This is a genomic window from Ferrovibrio sp. (genome assembly GCF_019636075.1).
Taxonomy (GTDB): Bacteria; Pseudomonadota; Alphaproteobacteria; order Ferrovibrionales; family Ferrovibrionaceae; genus Ferrovibrio.
The window spans coordinates 83914-106411 of the sequence record NZ_JAHBYG010000006.1 but is presented as its reverse complement, the minus strand read 5'-3'; the positions used below and the strand labels follow the sequence as shown (position 1 = coordinate 106411).

The following is a 22498-nucleotide window of genomic DNA, read 5'->3' as shown; positions in this document are numbered from 1 at the left end:
GGTTACGCCGGTTTACAGCTTCTCGATCTGGCGCACATCAAGCTGGCGATGGAACCAGTAGGTATAGCCCTTGATGTTCTTCTGCATGCCCACATCGAGAATCTGCTGATACAGCGGCACGCGGGGCATTTCGTCGATCGACATCTTGATGAAGCCCATCACCTGCTCCTTGTACTTGGCCGGATCGGCCTCGTAGCGCGAAGCATCGATCAGCGCATCCATCTTCTCGTTTTTGTAAGACATGGTGTTGAACACCGCATTCTGGCCGTGATAGCCCCAGAAGAAGTAATAATCCGGGAAGTTCAGCCAGCCGCCGAACGAGGCGATATGCAGCGGGCGGTTCTTCTGCAGCATGGCGCTGCGGAAATTGGCGCCCGGAATCTTCTCGATGGTGGTCTTGATGCCGATCTGCGCCAGCGATTGCTGCAGCAGCACGGCTTCCGGCTCAGAGGCCGTCGCATCGCCCAGATCGATGGAGATCGTGGTTTCGAAACCATTGGGATAGCCGGCCTCGGCCAGCAGCTTCTTGGCCTTTTCCAGATCGGTGCTGACCGGGAAGGGCTGCGGCCAGGAGGCATCCTTGGGCGCGCCGGCCGGACCATCCGACATCGGAATGCCGCGACCGTAGATCGCGGTCTTGTATATCTGATCGAACGGCGTGGCATAGGCGATGGCCTGGCGCACACGGGCGTCGTCGAACGGCTTCATGGTGGTGACCATGCCGATATATTTCAGCGAATTCTCGATCGGTACGCCCACCACCTTGTATTTGCCATCCTTGCCGGCAAGCAGTTCGGCTGCATCCTTCTGCGGCATATCCACCGAGATATCGGCATCGCCGCGCTCCATCAGCGCGCGGCGATTGCCGGCGGACGGCACCTCGCGCATGATCACGCGCTTGATCTTGGGCAGCGGACCGCTTTTCCAATCGTCGTTGCGCACCAGTACGGTTTCCTGGCCGGGCGCCCATTTCTCCAGCTTGTAGGCGCCGCCGGCCGCGGAATTGGTTTTCATCCATTCCATCGCCCAGGGGTCTTTTTCGGTGGCGTTCTTCTTGGCCAGCTTGGAATTGAAGATGGCCGGCACCACCACCGCCATATCGGGCAGCGCCAGCTTGTCGGGCTTGGGCAGATCGACGCGGAAGGTGTAATCATCCACGGCGGTGAACTGCTCGGGCTTGGTGAGGCTGCCGGCCGCCATCTGGAAAGTCGGGAAGCCGCCCACGCTGACCGCGCGGTCGTAAGACCATTTCACGTCATGCGCGGTAACCGGCGAGCCATCATGGAACTTGGCATCGCGGCGAATCTTGAAGGTGAAGGATTTACCGTCCGGCGCAGCAGTGAAGCTTTCCGCCAGTTCCGGCTCGATCTTGCTGTAATCATAGCTCAGCGTACCATCGGGCAGGGTCTTGCGGCCGAAGGTGATCAGGCGGTCATACATGTTCCAGGCCGCCACATAGGAGCGGAAGCTGGTGCCCACGCCATGGATATCCAGGCTGTTGGGGCCGTTCTCCACCAGCACCACCAGGGTTTCCTGGCGCGATTGCGCGGCGGCGGGCGCGGCGGCGGCAAGCAGCAGTCCGGTTGCGGTGACAATCGAACTCGCTAACAGGAAAGCACGGCGTTGCATGGCGGTCTCCTCTGGATTTGCGTATCGGCGGCACTTGCTGTGCGTCGTTTCCCGTACTGCAACCTGTGTGCCATTAAGGCTGCTCAAACAGGCACCAGAGGCATCGATATGAATTCGCTTTCAGAATTCCTTCCGCTGGGTAATTATGTATATTTTTTAGGCATTTTTATTTTTCCTATTATTGTATCATTTTTAGGCAATGTGATTAGCAACTCTGATTATTACAGCGCCATAAATAGACTTAAACTCACTGGATTTTCAGCAAAATATCACGTTTTCCGGCCGGTATGGCTATTGCATACACTAAGCAGAGCAACCGCATTTGAGCGCCTTTCAGGAGCCTGAATCCATGTCTATCGCCAGCCTCGACTGCCAATTCCTGCGCGATGCATACCAGAGCGGAAGCGCCAGCCCGACCACGGTGATCGCGGCGATTTACGACCGTATCGCCGCACGTGGGGAGGATGCCGTCTGGATCAGCCTAGTGCCCCGCGAGCAGGCCCTGGCAATGGCGGCGGCGCTGGAAAAGCATGGCCCCGCCGGCCTGCCGCTCTATGGCATACCCTTCGCCATCAAGGACAATATCGACCTGGCCGGCCTGCCCACCACGGCGGCCTGCGCAGAGTATGCCTATAGCCCTGCGGTTTCGGCCAAGGCGGTGGAGCGGCTGATCGCCGCCGGCGCCATCCCCATCGGCAAGACCAATCTGGATCAATTCGCCACCGGCCTGGTGGGCGTGCGCTCGCCTTATGGCGTGGCGGTGAATCCCTTCAACAAGGATTATGTGCCGGGCGGCTCTTCATCGGGTTCGGCGGTGGCGGTCAGCGCCGGTCTGGTCAGTTTCGCGCTCGGCACCGATACCGCCGGTTCGGGCCGCGTGCCGGCCGGCTTCAACAATATCGTCGGCCTCAAGCCCAGCATCGGCCTGCTGCCGGCCAGCGGCGTGGTGCCGGCCTGCCGCTCGCTGGATTGCATCTCGGTTTTCGCCCTCACGGTGGCCGATGCCATGGCGGTGCTGGAAGCCGCGCGCGGACCGGATGCCGCCGATGCCTATTCGCGCAGCGCGCCGCTGGGCTATCGCGCAAGCCAGGCCGCCCTGCCCGCGCAATTCCGCTTTGCCGTGCCGAAGCCGCTGGAATTCTTCGGCGATGCGGAAGCCGCGCGGGTTTTCGCCATAGCCATCGAACGCCTGCAAGCCATGGGCGGCGAGATGGTGGAGGTGGATTACGCGCCATTCGCCGAAGCTCAGGCGATGCTGTATTCGCCGCCCGGCGCAGCCGAGCGCACAACGGCTTTGAGCGATTTCCTGGCCGCACAGCCCGATGCGATCCATCCAGTCACGCGCGGCATCCTGGAAAGCGGGCAGAAAGCCGATGCCGTGGCGCTGTATCGCATGCAGCAACGGCTGCGTGCGCTGAAACAGCAGACCGATCCGCTCTGGCAGCAGGTGGATGTCATGCTGGTGCCCACCAGCGGCACGATCTATCGCGTGGCCGATATCCTGGCCGAGCCGCTGAAGCTGAATGCCAATCTGGGCTATTACACCAACTTCGTGAATTACTTCGATCTCGCTGCCCTGGCCGTGCCAAATGCCATGCGCAAGGACGGCCTGCCCAGCGGCATCACCCTGATCGCACCGGCCTTCCACGAACCTGTGCTGGCCGCTTTCGGTGCTGCCTTCCATGCCGCCACCGGCCTGCCCCTGGGTGCGGGCAAAACACCGCAGCCGGCACGGGTCGCAGACACTACGCTGGCCTATCCGCGCGCGGCGGTTGCCGTATTCGGTGCGCATATGAGCGGCCAGCCGCTGAACCCAGACCTGCTGGCGCTGGGCGGCCGCCTGCTCGGCCCCTGCCACACCGCGCCGCGTTATCGCCTGTATCGGATCGGCGAAGGCCGCACCGCGCGGCCCGGCCTGGTGCAGGTTTCGGGCAATGGCGTTGCGGTCAGCGGTGAAATCTGGGATCTGCCGCTGGCCGGCTTCGGCAGTTTCGTGGCCGGCATCCCGGCACCGCTGGGCATCGGCACGGTTATGCTAAACGATGGCAGCAGCGTGAAGGGGTTCCTGTGCGAAGCCGCCGCCGTGGCCTCTGCCGAGGATATCTCATCCTATGGCGATTGGCGCGCCTATCGGGCCGTCTCGGCTTAATCGGCTGCGGGGCCCATATCGGCAACCGGATCCGCATCGGTTGCCGAGGATTGCCGGCGGCCCTCGATCAGGCTGGCCGAAGCCACGCTGACCCGGCCCACATGGTCGCGCATCGCGGCTTCCGCTGCCTGGGCATCGCCGCGCAGCACGGCTTCAACGATCCGGTCATGCTCGGCGAAGGAATTCGCCAGACGGCCCAATACGCGGAACTGACTGCGCCGGAAGGGCTGCACGCGGCGGCGCACGGATAATGTGGTTTCTTCCAGGAAGCGGTTGCGCGTGCCGCGATACAGCATCGAATGGAAGGAAAGATTGATGGCGTCGTAATCATCCAACTGGCCCTCGCGCACATGCTCCAGCGAGCGGCGATGCAGGGCCTCGAATTCGCGGCGCTCGGCGGCATCCATGCGCAGAGCGGCCAGGCGGGCGCAAAGCGCTTCCATCTCGGCCATCACCTCGAACATCTCGGCGATACGATTCTGTTCCGGGAAAGCCACGATCACGCCGCGATGCGGCCGGTATTCCGCCAGGCCGACGGCGGCCAATTGGCGCAGCGCCTCGCGCACCGGCGTGCGCGACATGCCATAGCGGTCGGCCAGGTCATGTTCGTCCAGCCGGCTACCGGGCGGTAATTCGCCGCCCATGATCGCATCGGCCAGGCGGCGGCGCAGATCGTCGGCCAAGGTGGGGCGGCCACCGGCGCGGCGCGGCGCATCCTCCAAGGTGAGATCGAGCAGAATCTTGCGGGTTTCGACAGGCGCACTCACGGCATCGGTTCCAAACTGTAAAACGATCTAAGACAGACTTGGTGTCACTCCGATGAAATTCCAAGCGAAAGCCATGCCAAGTGGAGCGGCTTTCCGGCACCATCGCTAAAATTTTACGGTCATGCTAGGTCACAGGGTGATGCAACCGGTTTCACTTGCTTCTGCAATTCTGTATCGCGATTCCAGTCTGATCGTGCTGAACAAGCCGGTCGGCGTGAAGCTGCATGCCGGCCCCGCCGGCGGCCCCGCGCTGGAAGACGGCTTCGGCGACCTCAGCTTCGGCACGCGACAAACGCCGCGTGCGGCGCATCGGCTGGATCACGATACCAGCGGTTGTCTGCTGCTCGGCCGGCACGACAAGGCGATCAAGAAGCTGGGCCGGCTGTTTTCGGCGGGCCGGATCGAAAAAGTGTATTGGGCCATCGTGTTGCATTGTCCGAAGGAACAGGAAGGCCGGATCGATGCGCCGCTGATCAAGCGCAATTCGCCCGCCGGCTGGCATATGGCGGTGGATTCCGCCGGCCAAAAGGCGGAGACGCTGTATCGCGTGCTGGCCAGCAAAGCCGGTCTGTCCTGGCTGGAATTCCGCCCGCGCACCGGCCGCACCCATCAAATCCGCGTGCATGCCGCCCAGCTTGGCTGCCCGCTGTTGGGCGACACGCGCTATGGCGGCGCACAAGGCGATCATAATATCGCGGCGGGGGATGGCGGCGGCCTGCTGCTGCATGCCCGCAGCCTGACCATTCCCTACCGGGAAGCCGCACCGCCGATCCAGGTGGAGGCGCCGCTGCCGCCGCGTTTCCGGGATATGCTGAAACGGATTGCCGCGCCGGAACTTCTGCCCAATTCGTAGCAGCCCGCGCATCAGCGGCACAAAATTGCTTAATTAAGCGCCACCAAGCCGCCCCATTATGCGACCGGCCTAGCCCAGACGCCATTTGCATGCGGATTTCGCTTGCATCGAGGCCGGCATACCGATTGCATTTCACCTGTCAGGTTCCATTACGGCGGTAAACGGTTAACAATGAGCATCCAGGTCGCGCTGCACCATCGCACCACTTACCGGTATGACCGCCTGATCAACCTGGGGCCCCAGGTGGTGAGGCTGCGCCCGGCGCCCCATAGCCGCACGCCGATCCTGAGCTATTCGCTCAAGATTTCGCCCGGCGACCATTTCATCAACTGGCAGCAGGATCCCCAGGGCAATTACATGGCCCGGCTGGTCTTCCCCGAACGCACCGATCATTTCGAGGTGGTGGTGGACCTGGTCGCCGACATGGCGGTGATCAACCCGTTCGATTTCTTCCTCGAACCCGAAGCAGAGCATTTCCCCTTCACTTACGATCCCACGCTGGACGAGGAACTGGCGCCGTTCCGCAAGCTGTCCGATCCCGGCCCGCTGCTGCGCAAATGGCTGGCCAGCGTAGACCGCAAGCCGGCCAAGCCGATCCGCACGGTGGATTTTCTGGTCGGGCTGAACCAGCGCCTGGCCAACGAGATCAAATATCTCATCCGCATGGAACCCGGCGTACAGACCGCCGAGCAGACGCTCGGCAATGCCAGCGGTTCCTGCCGCGACACGTCCTGGCTGCTGGTGCAGGCCCTGCGCCATCTGGGCTTCGCCGCGCGTTTCGTGTCGGGCTACCTGATCCAGTTGGTGGCCGATGTGAAGCCGCTGGAAGGCCCGGAAGGCCCCACGGCGGATTTCACCGACCTGCATGCCTGGTGCGAAGTGTATTTGCCCGGCGCCGGCTGGATCGGCTTCGATCCCACATCCGGCCTGATGGCAGGCGAAGGCCATATCCCGCTGGCCGCCACGCCGGAACCGCAATCGGCGGCACCGATTTCGGGCCTGATCGGCGAGGCCGAGGTGGAATTCGATTTCGCCATGAATGTGCGGCGGTTCCACGAAACCCCGCGCGTCACCAAGGCAATCGACGACGATGCCTGGGCCCGCCTGCTCAAGACCGGCGACACGGTGGAAGCCGCGCTGCAAAAAGGCGATGTGCGCCTCACCATGGGCGGCGAACCCACTTTCGTGTCGATCGACGACATGGAAGGCGCGGAATGGAACACCGCAGCGCTCGGCCCCAACAAACGCGCATTGGCCGGCCAGTTGATCCGGCGGCTGGCGGATAAATACGCCAGCGGTACTTTGCTGCATTACGGCCAGGGCAAATGGTATCCCGGCGAACAATTGCCGCGTTGGGCGCTGTCGTGCCATTGGCGCCGCGATGGCGAACCGATCTGGCGCGACCGCAGCCTGCTGGCCGCCGATGAGGATGCCGGAGACGGCGCCACGGTATCGGATGCCGATATCTTCACGGCTGCCCTGGCCGAGCGTTTGCAGGTGGATCCCGGCTTCCGCATCCCCGGTTTCGAGGATGCCTGGTATTATATGTGGCGCGAGCGTCGCCTGCCGGTGAACGTGGATCCGTTCAAGTCGCGGCTGAAAGACCCGCAGGAGCGCGCCCGCCTGGCCCGCATCTTCGAGCAGGGGCTGGACAAGGTGGTGGGCTATGCCCTGCCGCTGTTCCGCGAACGCTCCGGCCTTGCCGGCGGCCCGCCGCCGCGCTGGCGTTCGGGCGCCTGGTTCCTGCGGCCGCAAACCATGTTCCTGCTGCCAGGCGATTCGCCCATGGGCTATCGCCTGCCGCTGGACAGCCTGCCCTGGTCCGAGCCCGGCGACATGCTGCAGATCGCCGAACCCGATACGATGGAACGCCGGCCGCCCTTGCCGCCCCCATTGCCGCCCATGGCGCAGTTCCGCGAGACCGACCGCCAGACGCAAGAGCGCATGCAGGCCTGGGCAAAAGGCAAAGCCTATCGCCCGGCGGGATTGCCGACGATTTCCGGCAGCGTGCCCGCCGCGCAAACCTCCGCCGAAGGCATTGTGCGCACCGCGATTTGCGTGGAGCCGCGCGGCGGCCTGCTGCATGTTTTCATGCCGCCGGCCGAACTGGCCGAGGATTATCTCGATCTGATCGCCGCCATCGAGGATACGGCGGCGTTGATCCGCCACAAGGTGGTGATCGAAGGCTATCTGCCGCCGCGCGATCCGCGCCTGCATCATTTCAGCGTCACCCCCGATCCCGGCGTGATCGAGGTGAATATCCACCCATCGGAAAACTGGCGCGAATTGGTGGACCGCACCACGGTGCTGTACGAGGAAGCGCGCCAGACCCGCCTTGGCACCGAAAAATTCATGCTGGATGGCCGCCATGTCGGCACCGGCGGCGGCAATCATGTGGTGATGGGCGCGGCCCAGCCGGTCGACAGCCCCTTCCTGCGCCGGCCCGATCTGCTGCGCAGCCTGGTGGGCTATTGGCAGAATCATCCCTCGCTGAGCTATCTGTTCTCCGGCCTGTTCATCGGCCCGACCAGCCAGCATCCGCGCGTGGACGAGGCGCGCGACGATGCGCTGACCAATCTGGCGGTGGCTTTCGAACAGGCAGATCGTTTCCCCGATCCACCGCCCTGGCTGGTGGACCGGATCTTCCGCAACGTGCTGGTGGACCTGACCGGCAACACCCACCGCACGGAATTCTGCATCGACAAACTCTATTCCCCCGATGGCCCCACCGGTCGCCTCGGCCTGGTGGAATTGCGCGCCTTCGAGATGCCGCCCGATGCCCGCATGAGCCTGGCGCAACAGGTGTTGCTGCGCGCGTTGATGGCCAGCTTCTGGCAAAATCCCTATAAGCGCACCCCCGTGCGCTGGGGCACCCGCCTGCATGACGAATTCCTGCTGCCGCATTTCTGCCTGCAGGATTTCAACGAGGTGCTGATCGACCTGAAGGAAAACGGCTTCGAGCTTGATCCGGCCTGGTTTGCCGCCCATGCCGAATTCCGTTTTCCCAAAGTGGGCGAAATCGCCGCGCGCGGCATCGAGCTGGAATTGCGCCACGCGCTGGAACCCTGGCATGTGCTGGGCGAGGAATCCTCTTCAGGCGGCACCGCACGCTATGTGGATTCCTCGGTGGAGCGTTTGCAGGTGAAGGCAAAGGGCCTGACCGGCGAACGCTATACCATCGCCTGCAACGGGCGCGCGTTGCCGCTGCGCGCCACGGGTGTGCCCGGCGAATATGTGGCCGGCGTGCGCTTCAAGGCCTGGGGCCCGCCCAGCGCGCTGCATCCCACGATAGGTGTGCATACGCCCCTGAGTTTCGACCTGTTCGATACATGGAACAATCGCCCGCTGGCCGGTTGCAGTTATCATGTGGCGCATCCGGGCGGCCGCAATTACGACACCTTCCCGGTGAATGCCAACGAAGCCGAGGCACGCCGCCGTGCGCGCTTCTTCCCGATCAACCACACACCGACAGCCATGCCGGCACCCGCGCCGAAACCGCCCCGTCCGGGCGATCAACCGCTTACCCTGGACCTGCGCGGCGGCTAAAGTAGGGGCGAATCGTTCCCATCCAGGCATCAACCCCAGGGAGCCCGTTGGGTGCCCATGTCGACTGCGCAGAAGGCAAAGGTAGACGCACCGAACGCCACCGCCCCGGATGCCGCCATCCCGGCGCCGGCAGGTCGCGTTGCGTCCGAAGACCCGCCGGCCTTCGACGAGATGGTGACCGGCCAGGGCGTGGTGCGTCGGCATTGGCAGCCACTGCTCGCCTCGCTGAGCCTGCTCGGCCCCAACGGCCTGGTCGAACGCGCCGAACGCGGCCGGCAGCATCTGGAAGACGAGGGCGTTACTTATAATCTCTACGAATTGCCCAGCGACCCCGCCGGGCGCGGCGCCCCCGATATCGCACCGCCTTTGCCCGAACAGCGGCCCTGGCGGCTAGACCCGGTGCCGGTGCTGCTATCGGCCGAGGAATGGGCCGGCATCGAGGCCGGCCTGATCCAGCGCGCCGAATTGCTGGACCGCATGCTGCGCGATTTCTACGGCCCGATGAACCTGCTGCGCGAGGGGCGCTATCCGCCGGCGCTGGTTTATGGCCACCGCGACTTCCTGCGCGCCGCCTGCCGCACCGATGGCAGCATGCCCGGCCGCATGTTGCAGCATTATGCCGCCGAACTGGTGCGCGGCCCCGATGGCATATGGCGGGTGATCGCCGATCGCAGCCAGGCACCCGCCGGCGCAGGCTATGCCTTGCAGAATCGCCGCGTGATGTCGCGCCTGATGGGCCAGGCCTTGCGCGAATGCCGCACCCGGCCGCTGACCCGCTATTTCGATTTCTGGCAGAGCGACCTGCAGGCGCGCGGCCAGCATATGAGCGACAATCCGCGCGTGGTTCTGCTCACGCCTGGCCCGTATAACGAAGCCTATTTCGAACATATCTATCTGGCCCGCGAATTGGGCGCCACGCTGGTCGAGGGTGCCGACCTTACCATGCGCGATGGCCGGGTCTTCATCAAAACCCTGGCCGGCCTGGAGCCGGTGGACGTGATCCTGCGGCGGCTGGATGGCGAATGGTGCGACCCGCTGGAATTGCGCGCCGAATCCGCCCTGGGCGTAACCGGCCTGATGCAGGCGGTGCGCGAGGGCCGGGTGGCGATGTGCAATGGCATCGGCAGCGGCCTGGCCGAACAGCCGGCGATGCAGGCCTTTCTGCCCACCCTGGCCGAACATCTGCTGGGCGAAACCCTGAAACTGCCTTCGGTGGCCACCTGGTGGTGCGGCCAGAGCTATGCGCTGCGCGAAGTGGAAAACCGTTTCGACGACATGGTGGTGCGCGGCGCCCGCGATCTGCGCGCCCTGCCGCTGAGCGTGCGCGATCTGAGCGATGCCGCCCGCGCGCAATTGCTGGCCCGCATCAAGGCCCGGCCCGGCGATTATGTGGCGCAGGAGCGCACGGTGCCATCGGTGGCGCCCGGCCTGGGCGCCAATGGCAAGCTGGAACCCACGCCGATCCTGCTGCGTGTGCAGGTGGTGGCCGATGGCGATGGCTATGTGGTGATGCCCGGCGGCCTGGCCCGCGTGCCGCAAAGCGGCGATCCGTTCCGCGCCACCATGCAGCGCGGCGGCGTGAACAAGGATGTGTGGGTGGAAGCCACCGATCCCGGCCCCTTGGTGATCCGTGGCAACGCGCCGCGCCAACGCCTGCAATTGCGCCGCACCTCGGGAACCCTGCAAAGCCGCGTGGCCGACGATCTGTTCTGGCTTGGCCGCTCCGTTGAACGGCTGGATGACGGCGCCCGCCTGCTGCGCGCCACGCTGACCCGCCTGGTGGGCGAATTGGGCAGCGCGCGCGACATGGTGGAGATGGGCGTGCTGGCCCGCGCGCTCAGCCGCTGCGGCCTGATCGACCAGCGCGCCGCCGCCGCGCCGCCCGACAGCAAAACCTTCGCCCAAGCCGTGGCGCGTGCCGCCGCGTCCAACCAGATGCTGGGCCAGACCCTGGATGCCATGGAGCGGCTGGCTGCCGTGGCGCGCCATCGTTTCTCGGCCGATATGTGGCGGCTGCTGAACCATCTGCTGGGCGAATTGCGGCTATCGCGCACCAGCGCCGAAGGCGATCCCGATGCGATGCTGGAATTCTGCGATCAGATGATCCGCACCACGGCGGCGATTGCCGGCATGCTGGCCGAACACATGACACGCGGCAGCGGCTGGCGTTTCCTGGATTTCGGGCGCCGGCTGGAACGCGCGATCTATATCTCGCGCAGCGTTTCGGCCGCCACCACGGTGCTCACCACCGCGCCCGAGCCGGGCTTCCGCATCGCGCTGGAGCTGAACGATTCCAGCCTCACCTATCGGCGCCGCTATCGCGCCTCGCTGCAACCGGCCGCCGTGTTCGATCTATTGTTGCTGGATGGCAGCAATCCCCATGCGCTGGGTTTCCAGCTCAACACCATGTCGCAGCATCTGGATATCCTGCCGCGCCGCGACCAGCCGCCGCGCGGCGAGGATTGCCTGGCGCTGGGCAAGCCCTTCGAGGATATCGTGGAGAAATTCGACCGCGATGAAGTGCCGGCCGCCGAATGGCAGACCCTGGTATCGCGCCTGCGCGGCAGCCTGGACGCCACCACCCAGGCCCTGATGGATATTTCCGATCAGCTGACGCGCACCTATTTCTCGCATATCCAGCTGGCGCAATCCTTCGGGTTCGGTCGCTGATGCGCTATCGCCTGCGCCACACCACGTCCTACAGCTATAGCTGGCCGGTGGACATGTCGTATCACCTGCTGCACCTGACCTTGCAGAGCGGGCCGCGCCAGACCGTAACCGATTGCGCGGTGCAGACCGCGCCGGAAGGCCGCACCGGCGAAATCGGCCGCGATCATTTCGGCAATCTGGTTTCGCATCTTTCCATCGAGGAACCGCATACGCGCTTCGATGTGGAACTGACCGCCGAAGTGGACGTGCAGCCCTTCACCGCACCGCCGGAAGCCGAAACTCCGCCCTGGGAGAGCATCCGCGACCTGCTGAACGGCGATGGTTTTCCCAAGGCCTTCGAGCCTTGCGAATTCGCCCTCGGTTCGCCGATGGCCGATGCCGACGATGCGATTGCCGCCTATGCCGCCCAAAGCCTGCCGCCGGACCGGCCGATCCTGGCGGCGGCGCGCGAATTGACCAAGCGCATCCACGACGATTTCCGCTACGACCCCACCGCCACCGAAGTGTTCACCCCGGTGGCCGAGGCGATGAAGCAGCGTGCCGGCGTATGCCAGGATTTCGCCCATCTGCAAATCGCCATGCTGCGCTCCCATGGCCTGGCGGCGCGCTATGTATCCGGTTATATCCGCACCATGCAGCCAGGCGATGAAAACGGCCTGCGCGGCGCCGATGCCTCGCATGCCTGGGTATCGGTCTGGTGCGGCGATGCGCATGGCTGGATCGATCTCGACCCCACCAACGATCTGGTGGTGAGCGAAGATCACGTTACGCTGGCGGTGGGCCGCGATTACAACGATATCAGCCCGGTGCGCGGCGTGGTGTTGGGCGGCGGGCCGCATCGCGTGGGCGTGGCGGTGGAATTGCTGCCGCTGGATGCGCCGCCGAAACAGACGCAAGCCCAGAGCCAGGGCCAGACCCAAACTCAATCTCAGAGCGTCGCGCCGCCATCCACGCCCAAAGCCTGACCGGTCAGGTTGCCAGCGGCGGCGCTGGCCAGATACAGCACCAGGGCGGCGATTTCCTGCGGCGTGGTGATGCGGCCCGTGGGTGTGCCAGCCGCCGCATCCTTGGCGCTGATGCCAAGTTCCCTGAACCGCGCCTGCGCCATCGCGGTATCCACCCAGCCCGGGCAGATCGCATTCACCGTGATGCGGCGCGGCGCCAATGCCAGCGCCAGCGCCTTGGTCAGCCCCACCACGCCATGCTTGGCCGCCGTATAGGCCAGTTGATCCGGCACGCCGCGCAGGCCGAGCACGGACGCGATATTGACGATGCGGCCAGTATCATCAGGCAGCTTGTCGCGCACTGCCGCAGCGCAGAGATAGCTGGCAGTGAGATTGGATTCGAGGATGCCATCCCAGCCGGCAAGCTCTTCCGCGCTGCCGAATACGGCGCCGCCGGCCGCGCCGGCATTGTTCACCAGCAGATCGACGTGCGGGATGGCGGCAAAGGCATCGGCAATCGCCGTGCGGTCGGTCACGTCGCATACCCGCATGTCGATGCCGGGAAGCTGCGTTGCATGGCGCGCCAGGCCGATCACCTGCCAGCCTTGCGCGGCCAACGCTTCGGCAATCGCGCGCCCGATGCCGCGGCTGGCGCCGGTAACGACGGCAACGCGGCTCATGCAGCCGTGCCGCCGCCATCCACCGGCAGCACCACGCCGGTGATGAACGATGCCGCATCCGAACACAGGAAAGCCACCGCATTGGCGATTTCGCGCGGATCGGCGAAACGGCCCAAAGGCACGGCGGCCTTGTAGGCATCATCGGGCAATTGCGGATTGCGGCGCGCCATCTCGGCGATCACATCGTGCAGCATGGCGGTATCCGTACTGCCCGGCGCGATGGCGTTGAAGCGGATGTTATGCCCGGCCCAATCCAGCGCCGCGCTTTTGCAAAGCTGAGCGATAGCGGCTTTCGATGCGCCATAGACTGCCGAATCACGCTTGCCGATGAAAGCCTGGTCGGAGGCGATATTCACCACCGCACCGCGTTTGGCCGCGATCATGTCCGGCAGCACGGCCTTGATCAGCGCCATCGGCGCCAGCAGGTTGATGCGCAGCAGGCGTTCGGCGGCCGCGATATCCTGATCCAGCAGATTGCCCAGCAGGGTGATGCCGGCATTGTTCACCAGAATATCCAGCGGGCCGCTGCGGGCGCGCAAGGCCGCCACATGGCCCGGTATGGCGGCGAGATCGTTGAGGTCGATCTCCGGCAGGTCGAAACCATGCACCTCGGCGCCGTATTCCGCCAGCACGGCCATGATGGCGGCGCCGATGCCGCCTTTATGGCCGGTGACCAACGCGCGGCGGCCGTGCAGGTCGATCATTGCGCCTCCATCTCCTCGCGCAGCATTTCCAGCCGCAGCCATTCATCCTCGGCTTCCGCCAATTCGGCCTGGGCTTTCGCCAAGGCCTCGGCGGTTTTGTTGAAGGCTGCCGGGTCGCGGCTGAACAAGGCCGGATCATCCAGCTTGGCCTGCTGCCTGGCGATATCGGCCTGCAAGTCCGCCATGCGCTTGGGCAGGGTTTCCAGCGCATGCTTGTCCTTGAAGCTGAGGCGGCGTTTGGCCGTAGCCGTGGCAGCAGACGTTTCCGCCTTGCGCTCCGGCTTGGCCGCCGCATTCTGTTTCGCGGCGATGCCAGGGCCGCGCTGGGCCAGCATGTCGGAATAGCCGCCGGCATAAAGCTGCCAGCGCCCATCGCCCTCATAGGCCAGCACATGGGTTACCACACGATCCAGGAAATCGCGGTCATGGCTCACCAGCAGCACGGTGCCGGGATAATCGGTCAGCATTTCCTGCAACAGATCGAGGGTTTCGAGATCGAGATCGTTGGTCGGTTCGTCCAGCACCAGCAGGTTGGACGGCACCGCCATGGCGCGCGCCAGCATCAGCCTGCCGCGTTCGCCGCCCGACAACCGGCCCACCGGCGTGCGCGCCTGTTCCGGCCCGAACAGAAAATCCTTCATATAGCCGATCACATGGCGCGGCTTGTCGCCCACATGCACCATGTCGCCGCGGCCTTGCGTGAGCGTATCCTGCAAGGTGGTTTGCGGATCCAGCGCTTCGCGGCGTTGGTCCAGCGTCACCATGGCCAGATTCTGCCCCAGCTTGGCTTTGCCGCTATCGGGCGCCAGATTGCCGGTGAGCAGATTGATCAGCGTGGTTTTGCCGGCACCATTGGGACCGACGATGCCCAGCCGGTCGCCGCGCCGCAGCCGCATGTCCAGTTCGCGCACGATCACGCGTTCGCCATAGGCCTTGCTCACGCCCTCGAGCTCGGCCACCAGTTTGGCGGAGGCTTCCGCCTCGGTGGCGTTCAGCTTCACATCGCCCACCGCGCGGCGCTGGTCGCGGCGTTCGCGGCGCAGATCCTGCAAACCGCGCAACCGGCCCATATTGCGTTTGCGCCGCGCCGTTACGCCATAGCGCAGCCAATCCAGCTCAGCAGCGATCTTGCGATCCAGCTTGTGGCGCTCGACCTCTTCCTGCTCCAGCGTCTCGTCGCGCCAGGCCTCGAATTCGCCGAAGTCGCGCTCCAGCATGCGGGTTTCGCCGCGATCGAGCCAGAGCGTGCGGCGCGAGAGATTGGACAGGAAGCGGCGATCATGGCTGATCAGCACCAGCGCCGAATCCATGCCGCGCAATTCGGTTTCCAGCCATTCGATGGCCGGCAGATCGAGATGATTGGTCGGCTCGTCCAGCAGCAGGATATCCGGCCGCGGCGCCAGCACGCGGGCCAGCGCCGCACGCCGCGCTTCGCCGCCCGACAGCCGCACCGGCTCTTCCTCGCCGGTCAGGCCCAACTCGTTCAGCAGATACCGCGCACGATGCACTTCGTCGCCCGGCATCATGCCGGCTTCCACATAGGCCAGCACGGTTTTGAAATCGCCGAAATCCGGCTCCTGCGGCAGATAGCGCATGGTCACGCCCTGGCGCAGCACGCGCTCGCCGCGATCGGGCTGCACTAAGCCGGCAGCAATCTTCAGCAAGGTGGATTTGCCCGAACCATTGCGCCCCACCAGGCAAAGCCGGTCGCGTTCGAGCACGGAAAATTCCGCGCCATCGAGCAACGCATGGCTGCCGCCGAAACTAAGGCCGATATCGCGCAAAATAAGCAGCGGCGCTGCCATGACATACTCCAGATGACAGAATTGTGGCCGGACGATACGGCCTCGGGCCGGTTTCGGGAAGGGCCGGATGAATGCAGCAAGCATCCAATTTGCCGCCCTGCCGCCACCGGATTATACTGCATCCGCGCGGAGGACAGCATGCAGCATACGATTGCCTCGATTGAACAGCTTACCGCCCTTTACGGCCAGCCGCTTCCCACCTCGACCGTGAAAGAGGTGGACCACATCACCCCGCATTATCGCGCCTATATCGAAGCCTCGCCCTTCCTGGCGCTGGCCACCAGCGGACCGGAAGGCCTGGATTGCTCGCCACGCGGCGATTTGAAGGGTTTTATCCGCGTGCAGGATGAAAAAACCCTGCTGCTGCCCGACCGCATGGGCAACAACCGCGTTGATTCGCTGCGCAACATCGTGCGCGATCCGCGCGTGGGCCTGCTGTTTCTGATCCCCGGCCATGGCGTGACCCTGCGCTTGAACGGTCGCGCCCATTTGAGCATCGCGCCGGATCTGCTGGACAGCTTCAAGGTGGATGGCAAACCGCCGCGCAGCGTGATCGTGGTGCAGGTGGAGAGTGTGTATTTCCAATGCGCGCGTGCGGTGATCCGCGCCGAATTGTGGAATCCCGAACGCCATGTGCCGGCCAGCAGCCTGCCAACGGCCGGTGAAATCCTGGCCGCCTTGAGCGACAACACCATCGGCGGCAAACCCTATGACGAAGCCTGGCCGGAGCGCGCCCGCAAATCCATGTGGTGATCGCTCTGCGTGGGCCCTAATGGCCCAGCATGTAAAGCGCGCCGGCCGCCAGCATGGCGAGAAACACGGTTTCCGCCACGATCAGGCCAACCGCGCGGCCACCCACCTGGGCCAAGGCCTTGAGCGAGGTTTTCATCCCCAGCGCGGCAATCGCGCCGACCAGGAACCAGCGTGAAATCTGCTTCATCGCATCCAAGGCCGGCGCCGGTATCGCACCCAGGCTGTTGAGCACCACCAGTGCCACGAAAGCCAGCAGAAAAAGCGGCGGCTTGGCGCCGCCGGTTTCGCCCGCATTGCCCTTGCGGAAAAACACCGCCAGCCCCAGCACCACCGGCACCAACAGCATCACCCGCAGCAATTTGGTGAAGGTGGCAGCCTGGCCTGCGCCTTCCGAAATACTGAAACCGGCTCCCACCACCTGCGCCACATCATGGATGGTGGCGCCCAGGAAGATGCCGGCGGCGGTATCGTCCCAGCCCAGCCAGGCGGTGATCATCGGATAGATGATCATCGCCAATGTGCTGAGCGCTGTAACCCCCACCACAGTGAATACGGTGTCGCGTTCGCTGGTATCGCTGCGCGGCAGCACCGAGGCAATCGCCAAGGCCGCCGAGGCGCCGCAAATCGCCACCGCGCCGCCGGTGAGCAGGCCGAAATGGCCCGACAGGCCGAAGCTGCGCGCCACCACCAGGCCAAAGCCGATGGTGAGCATCACCCCGGCCACCGCCAGCAACGGCAGCCAGAGGCCGTAGCTCATGATCTGCGCCAGGGTGATCTGCGCGCCCAGCAGGCCGACCGCCACGCGCAACACGCTTTTGGCCGCCAGGTCGATCCCCGCCACGCAGCGGCCATCCTGATGCAGAAAATGGAAAGCCATGCCCAGCAGCAGGGCATACAGCATCACCGGCGCACCATAATGTTCGCCCAGAAAGCTGGCGGCGATGGCGATGGTGAAGCTGACCAGCAGGCCGGGGCCGAAATGCTGCAGCGTGGCGCGGGCCTTATCGAGGGAAGACAACATGGGCGGACAGGGTAAGCTCGCGGCTGAGGCGGGAGAGCCAATCTAATGCCTTGATATGGAATAATTATAGCCTTCGGCGGCGCCGCGCTGATTTTTTTTCCGCAAAAGCCGGTGCCGGCCATGCCATACTATGGCCAATCTGTGGGGCAAAAGGGTGCAGCAGCTTGCGGTCGCCTTTATCCAGACGGCACACATCCAGACGGCACGGATACAGCCAGCAACTCTCCAGCCGGAGGCATATCCTGGCGGGCATGGCAGCCCTGCCCGCCCTTTCCCTCGGCCTGGCCGGACCGGCAATCGCCCAGCAGGCCGGGCAGGCCGATCTGGCCCTGGTGCTGGCAGCCGATTGTTCGGGCAGCGTGCGCGAAGAGCATTATGTGCTGCAACAGCGCGGCTATGCCGATGCCTTCAGCCATCCCAAGGTGGTGGATGCCATCCTGTCCGGCCTGCATGGCGCGGTGGCGGTGTGCTATTTCCAATGGTCTGGCCCCAGCCTGCATAACCTGCTGCTGCCCTGGACCCTGCTGAAAAGCCGCGCCGACGTGCTGGCCTTCGGCGCTGCGTTGGGCAAAGTGCCGCGCAGCATTTTCGGCGGCGGCACCGCGCCGGGCGAGGCGATCGATTTCGGCAGCGCCTTGCTGGAAGCCGACAGGCTGCCGTTTCGCGCCACCCGCCGGGTGATCGACGTATCGGGCGATGGCCGCAACAATCGCGGCCAGCCACCGGCCCTGGCCCGCGACAGGGCGGTGGCGCGCGGCATCACCATCAATGGCCTGCCGATCCTGCATATGGAACCGGATATCGACAGCTATTATGAGCAGAATATCATCGGCGGCACCGGCGCCTTCATCATGCCGGCGCGGGATTATGCCAGTTTCGCCGAAGCGATCCGGCGCAAGCTGATCCTGGAAATCGCCGCCAGGCCGCAAACCGGTGGGCCGCAAACCAGTGGGCCGCAAACCAGCCTGCATGGCTGATCCAGTATGGCCGGCGGGGGAGTTGACGGGGCCGCGCCGATGCTTACCTTGTGCCGCCAATAGCCGTTTGCCCAAGGTATTGCCATCATGCCCCTGCATCCACCCGCGCATCCAATCGTGCTCACCCTGTCCTGTGCCGACCGCCCGGGCATCGTTGCGTCCGTATCGAGCCACCTGTTCGATGCCGGTTTCAACATCCTGGATGCCCAGCAATTCGACGATGTGCTGAGCGACCGCTTTTTCATGCGCGTCACCTTCGCGGCCACCCGCGCCAATGGCGACCTGAAGGCGGTGCAGGAAGGCTTCCGGCCCATCGCCGAACGCTTTGCCATGACCTGGACCATGCGCGACACCGCCACCCCGCGCCGCGTGCTGCTGATGGTCTCGAAATTCGACCATTGCCTGGCCGACCTGCTCTATCGCTGGAAGATCGGCGAATTGCCGATGGATGTGGCCGGCATCATCTCCAATCATCCGCGCGAAAGCTATGATCACCTGGATCTGCGCGACCTGCCCTTCCATCATCTGCCGATCACCCGCGAAACCAAGATGGAGCAGGAGGCCGAGGTGTTGCGCGTGGTGAATGAAAGCCGCGCCGAACTGGTGGTGCTGGCGCGCTACATGCAGGTGCTGTCGGATGGCCTGGCCGCCAAGCTATCTGGCCGCTGCATCAACATCCATCATTCCTTCCTGCCCGGCTTCAAGGGCGCCAAGCCCTATCACCAGGCCCATGAGCGCGGCGTGAAACTGATCGGCGCCACCGCGCATTACGTGACATCCGATCTGGATGAAGGCCCGATCATCGAACAGGATGTGGAGCGTATCAGCCATCGCGACACGCCCGACGACCTGGTGCGCATGGGCCGCGATATCGAGCGCCGCGTGCTGGCCCGTGCCGTGCGCCTGCATCTGGAAGACCGCGTGCTGCTGAACGGCCGCAAAACCGTGATATTCAAGGACTGAAGCTGTTCAGCCCGGACCCAGCTTTCAGCGCAGGCGCCAGCTTTCAGCGCAGACCCCGGCCTTCAGCGTAAAATCGGCGCCTCGAACGGCAATTGGCCACGCGGGTCTTCCGCTTCGATCACCCAGATATCCGGGTCGCGGTCGATCGCCTTGGCAATCGCGGCCTCGATCACCGCATCCGCCGCAGGCCCGGTGCGCAGCCAGGCCGCCCGGCCTTCGGCATCGCGGGCCTGGCTGAGCAGCAGCGCGTTTTCACGATCCACCGCAATCTTCACCAGCACCGCGCCAGCATCGGCATCGCCGCGCCGCCGCAGCACGGCGGGAATCAGTTCGCGGTCGTAAAGCCGCAAGATCGCCTGCACCAGCAGGCCGGCCTTCAGGCGCGCATCCATCATCGCCTGGATCCCATCGCGAGCAGGCCGCCGACTATCAGCAAGATACCGCCGATCAGGTAAAGCAGCAGATAGGAATGGGTGACGGTGAATAGAAAGCCCAAGCCATAGGCGCTGGCGGCTTGCGCCACGGCGAAGGCGGTGGTCATCCAGCCCCAGACCATGCGATGGCGCGCAGCGCCCACCAACTCGGCCACGCGGCCCGATGTGATGGCGGAGATGCCCGGCGTAAGCGCGCCGACCAGCATCGCCGACACCGCCAGCGACGGTCGCGCCGTGCTCAACACCGGCAGCAGCAGGCCAACCGCCTTTATAAAGAAGCAAACCACCACCGCGCGCTGGAAGCCAAGCTTCTCGGCCATCAAGCCGGCCAGGATCGGGCCGCAAAGCGCGCCCACGCCATACAGCACCCAGAAACTGCCGCCCTCGGCCAGGCCGCGACCCAGGCCACGGGCGATAAAATCCACCCAGAAAACCGTATGCGGCACGAAGGCGAAAGCATCCAGGCCATAGGCGAGCAGCAACAGCCAGACCGCCTTGCTGAGCACCGGGCCGGCCTCGCTGTCGGCTGGCGCGGATTGCGCCGCCGCATCACCGGCGCCCCAGCTACGCCAGGCCAGAAAGGTAAGCATCAAGCCCAAGGCCGCGATGCCCAGCCATACGGTGGACAAATCCTGGCGCGCCAGCATCGGCACCAATGTTCCCGAGGCGGCGATGCCGATCCCTACCCCGGTGAACATGATGCCAGCGCCGCGCCCGCGCATTTCCAGCGGCAGGTTGGCCAGGCAGAGCGGCACCGCCAGCACCACCAGCACGCCGCCGATGAAGCCGGCCAGGAAGCGCCAGGGCGCGAACCACCAGAAACCCAGCGGCAGCGCGCAGGCGATGAAGCTGACCGCACCGGCCAGCATCGCCAGACGTACCAGCCAGCCAGCCGGATAGCGCAAAGCCAGCCAGGCGGCCAGCATGCTGCCGCCGAGATAGCCGGCCAGATTGGCGGCGCCAAGATAGATCGCCTCGGCAGGTTCGAGCCAATGGCGTTCGATCAGCGCCGGCAATAGCGGTGTATAGCCGAAACGCGCCAGGCCAAGGCCGACCAGCAGGGCGGCCAGGCCCGGCAGCGCACCAACAATGAGCCTGCGGGTTGGCGATGGACCAGTCATTTACCTGGGCACTTACTTGGGCATTTACTTGGACAGCAAGCCCTTCAGGCGATCGGCAGCGCCGCCGGAATTCTGCTGCAACGCGCCAGCCGCACCTTTGAACTGGTCGCCCAGTTGCTTCTGCAGGTCGCTCACCGCCACGCGGCTGGCGCTCTGGCTGATGCTGCCCAGCACACGCTCGGCCACTTCCGCCGGCGTGGCGCCGCCCTTGGCTTTGCCGATATCGGTGAGATGGATGGTGGGCAGGCTGCTTTCCAGCTTGCGGCCTTGCAATGCGGCATGGCTGATGCCGATGCGGCCATCGCGCACATACAGATTCTCGATGACCAGCTTGGGTTCCGGCTTGCCGGTCTTGCTGGCCGAGGAGGAAGCGGACGAACCGCCACCGCCCGCGCCGCCGCCAGCCATCTTCTGGCCATAGGCCTGGGCATTCTTCTGGATGGTTTCCAGATTGCCGCCGGCAGCGGCCTGCTCATAGCTGATATGCGGGCGCTCGATCACAACTTCCTTGATCACGATCAACGTTTGATTGGAATTGGCGACATCCAGCTTCACCGAAATCAGCCCCAGGCTCATCGCTTCGCTGTCGCTGAAACCCTTCGGGTTCATCACTTTCAGATCGCCAAGGCTGGCCTGGCCATCGCTGATCTTCAATTCCACCTTGCCCAGGCTGACGCGGGTTTGCGTGGCTTCGCTGCCATAGGTCTCCACGGCGGCCTTCACCAGGCTGTCGAGATTGCTCAGCAGATAATAAGCGCCGCCGGCCACAACCAGCACCACGACCAGAATGCCCAGCGCGACTTTCTTCATCATTGCCATGCCCTCCCGAACAAACGCCCTACGTCAAAGCCGGATCACTGGCCCGCAGGCGCCACCATCACCACATTGCCCAGCACATTGGCATTGGGAATCAGATGGCGGTTGTTATTCTCGTCCACCACCTCGGTATAGCGCAGGTCGATCTTGCTGACCGTGCCGGTGATGCCGGTAACGGTGATCTTGTCGCCGCCCACGAAGGGGCGGTTGAGCAAGATCAGCAGGCCGGCCATCAAGCTGGAAACGATATCCTTCAGCGCGAAGCCGAGCGCGAAGCCGGTAAGGCCCAGGCCGGCGATCAGGCCGGTTACATCCACGCCCAGCGTGCCAAGCGCGGTGACGATGCCGAAACCCATGATGCCCCAGCGCGCCACATTGGCCAGCAGCAGCAGCACGTCGCGGCGATTTTTGTCGCGCTCCGAAACCCGCGCGATCACCGAACGCGCCACGCTGCCGGCGATCCAGAAGGCGATCAGCACCAGGATGGCGCCGCCGATGCTGGTGAGCAGATGCAGGACTTGCGGCAGATAGGCGTCGATATTGATGGTCATTGCGGGTTCCCCGGAAAATAAGGCGCGATTTTGCAAGTATGGCGGCTTTGGCGGCCGGCTGGAAGTCACCCGAAAGGGTAAGGCCAGCCGAACCCGGACATAGCCAAAATACCGA

19 protein-coding genes are annotated in these 22498 nt (G+C 64.5%); 9 read left to right on the top strand and 10 right to left on the bottom strand.

Annotated features, from left to right (window positions below; translation table 11 throughout):
- Nucleotides 1-12 precede the first annotated feature (12 nt).
- Complete coding sequence (locus KF827_RS04705; RefSeq protein WP_291000995.1) at nucleotides 13-1629, bottom strand: ABC transporter substrate-binding protein; 1617 nt, start codon at nucleotides 1627-1629, stop codon at nucleotides 13-15.
- Between KF827_RS04705 and KF827_RS04700 the strand changes: the two genes are divergently transcribed.
- Both KF827_RS04700 and atzF read left to right on the top strand, forming a co-directional pair.
- Nucleotides 1624-1974: a hypothetical protein gene (locus KF827_RS04700; protein ID WP_291000990.1), complete on the top strand. Its 351-nt coding sequence runs from the start codon at nucleotides 1624-1626 to the stop codon at nucleotides 1972-1974. The genes KF827_RS04705 and KF827_RS04700 overlap by 6 nt on opposite strands.
- 4 nt (nucleotides 1975-1978) lie before the next feature.
- The gene (atzF, locus tag KF827_RS04695) at nucleotides 1979-3778 is read left to right on the top strand and encodes an allophanate hydrolase (protein ID WP_291000987.1); all 1800 of its coding nucleotides are present in this window, start codon (nucleotides 1979-1981) and stop codon (nucleotides 3776-3778) included.
- Here the strand turns inward: atzF and KF827_RS04690 are convergent.
- On the bottom strand, nucleotides 3775-4545 hold the full coding sequence (locus KF827_RS04690; RefSeq protein ID WP_291000984.1) for a GntR family transcriptional regulator: 771 nt from the start codon (nucleotides 4543-4545) through the stop codon (nucleotides 3775-3777). The two genes, atzF and KF827_RS04690, sit on opposite strands and share 4 nt — an antisense overlap.
- Before the next feature lie 139 nt (nucleotides 4546-4684).
- Between KF827_RS04690 and KF827_RS04685 the strand changes: the two genes are divergently transcribed.
- The 4 genes from KF827_RS04685 (at nucleotide 4685) to KF827_RS04670 (ending at nucleotide 12579) form a co-directional block, all read left to right on the top strand.
- A complete protein-coding gene (locus KF827_RS04685; protein ID WP_291000978.1) occupies nucleotides 4685-5398 on the top strand; it encodes an RNA pseudouridine synthase in 714 nt (237 codons plus the stop codon).
- Nucleotides 5399-5569: 171 nt separating this feature from the next.
- Nucleotides 5570-8944, top strand: a complete 3375-nt coding sequence (locus tag KF827_RS04680) for a transglutaminase family protein (RefSeq protein ID WP_291000975.1) — start codon at nucleotides 5570-5572, stop codon at nucleotides 8942-8944.
- A gap of 57 nt (nucleotides 8945-9001) precedes the next feature.
- Nucleotides 9002-11614, top strand: coding sequence for a circularly permuted type 2 ATP-grasp protein (locus KF827_RS04675; RefSeq protein ID WP_291000971.1), 2613 nt, complete (start codon nucleotides 9002-9004; stop codon nucleotides 11612-11614).
- The gene (locus KF827_RS04670; protein ID WP_291000967.1) at nucleotides 11614-12579 is read left to right on the top strand and encodes a transglutaminase family protein; all 966 of its coding nucleotides are present in this window, start codon (nucleotides 11614-11616) and stop codon (nucleotides 12577-12579) included. Before KF827_RS04675 ends, KF827_RS04670 begins: the two co-directional genes overlap by 1 nt.
- On the opposite strand, the gene KF827_RS04665 is transcribed toward KF827_RS04670, so the two are convergent.
- From KF827_RS04665 to KF827_RS04655, 3 genes are read right to left on the bottom strand one after another with little or no spacing between them, the layout of a single operon-like run.
- A complete protein-coding gene (locus KF827_RS04665; RefSeq protein ID WP_291000965.1) occupies nucleotides 12543-13238 on the bottom strand; it encodes an SDR family oxidoreductase in 696 nt (231 codons plus the stop codon). The genes KF827_RS04670 and KF827_RS04665 overlap by 37 nt on opposite strands.
- Nucleotides 13235-13942, bottom strand: coding sequence for an SDR family oxidoreductase (locus KF827_RS04660; protein ID WP_291000962.1), 708 nt, complete (start codon nucleotides 13940-13942; stop codon nucleotides 13235-13237). Before KF827_RS04660 ends, KF827_RS04665 begins: the two co-directional genes overlap by 4 nt.
- Entirely contained in the window at nucleotides 13939-15747 is a 1809-nt protein-coding gene (locus KF827_RS04655; RefSeq protein ID WP_291000959.1) for an ABC-F family ATP-binding cassette domain-containing protein, read from the bottom strand. The genes KF827_RS04660 and KF827_RS04655 overlap by 4 nt, the downstream gene beginning before the upstream one ends.
- 138 nt (nucleotides 15748-15885) lie before the next feature.
- Here KF827_RS04655 and KF827_RS04650 point away from each other — a divergent pair, with 138 nt between their 5' ends.
- A complete protein-coding gene (locus KF827_RS04650; RefSeq protein ID WP_291000956.1) occupies nucleotides 15886-16500 on the top strand; it encodes a pyridoxamine 5'-phosphate oxidase family protein in 615 nt (204 codons plus the stop codon).
- Between the two features lie 16 nt (nucleotides 16501-16516).
- Here KF827_RS04650 and KF827_RS04645 read toward each other — a convergent pair whose 3' ends face one another.
- Nucleotides 16517-17521: a putative sulfate exporter family transporter gene (locus KF827_RS04645; protein WP_291000953.1), complete on the bottom strand. Its 1005-nt coding sequence runs from the start codon at nucleotides 17519-17521 to the stop codon at nucleotides 16517-16519.
- Between the two features lie 251 nt (nucleotides 17522-17772).
- On the opposite strand from KF827_RS04645, the gene KF827_RS04640 reads away from it, so the two are divergent.
- Together KF827_RS04640 and purU are read left to right on the top strand one after the other, a co-directional pair.
- Nucleotides 17773-18498 (top strand): DUF1194 domain-containing protein, encoded by a 726-nt coding sequence (locus tag KF827_RS04640; RefSeq protein WP_291000949.1) that lies wholly within the window; start codon nucleotides 17773-17775, stop codon nucleotides 18496-18498.
- Between the two features lie 87 nt (nucleotides 18499-18585).
- Complete coding sequence (purU, locus tag KF827_RS04635) at nucleotides 18586-19461, top strand: formyltetrahydrofolate deformylase (protein ID WP_291000946.1); 876 nt, start codon at nucleotides 18586-18588, stop codon at nucleotides 19459-19461.
- A 62-nt stretch (nucleotides 19462-19523) separates the two neighbouring features.
- On the opposite strand, the gene KF827_RS04630 is transcribed toward purU, so the two are convergent.
- From KF827_RS04630 to KF827_RS04615, 4 genes are read right to left on the bottom strand one after another with little or no spacing between them, the layout of a single operon-like run.
- The gene (locus KF827_RS04630) at nucleotides 19524-19856 is read right to left on the bottom strand and encodes a DUF1491 family protein (RefSeq protein WP_291000943.1); all 333 of its coding nucleotides are present in this window, start codon (nucleotides 19854-19856) and stop codon (nucleotides 19524-19526) included.
- The gene (locus KF827_RS04625; RefSeq protein WP_291000940.1) at nucleotides 19853-21016 is read right to left on the bottom strand and encodes a YbfB/YjiJ family MFS transporter; all 1164 of its coding nucleotides are present in this window, start codon (nucleotides 21014-21016) and stop codon (nucleotides 19853-19855) included. Before KF827_RS04625 ends, KF827_RS04630 begins: the two co-directional genes overlap by 4 nt.
- A gap of 24 nt (nucleotides 21017-21040) precedes the next feature.
- Entirely contained in the window at nucleotides 21041-21829 is a 789-nt protein-coding gene (locus tag KF827_RS04620; RefSeq protein ID WP_291000937.1) for a hypothetical protein, read from the bottom strand.
- A 41-nt stretch (nucleotides 21830-21870) separates the two neighbouring features.
- A complete protein-coding gene (locus KF827_RS04615; RefSeq protein ID WP_291000933.1) occupies nucleotides 21871-22383 on the bottom strand; it encodes a mechanosensitive ion channel domain-containing protein in 513 nt (170 codons plus the stop codon).
- Between the last annotated feature and the right edge of the window lie 115 nt (nucleotides 22384-22498).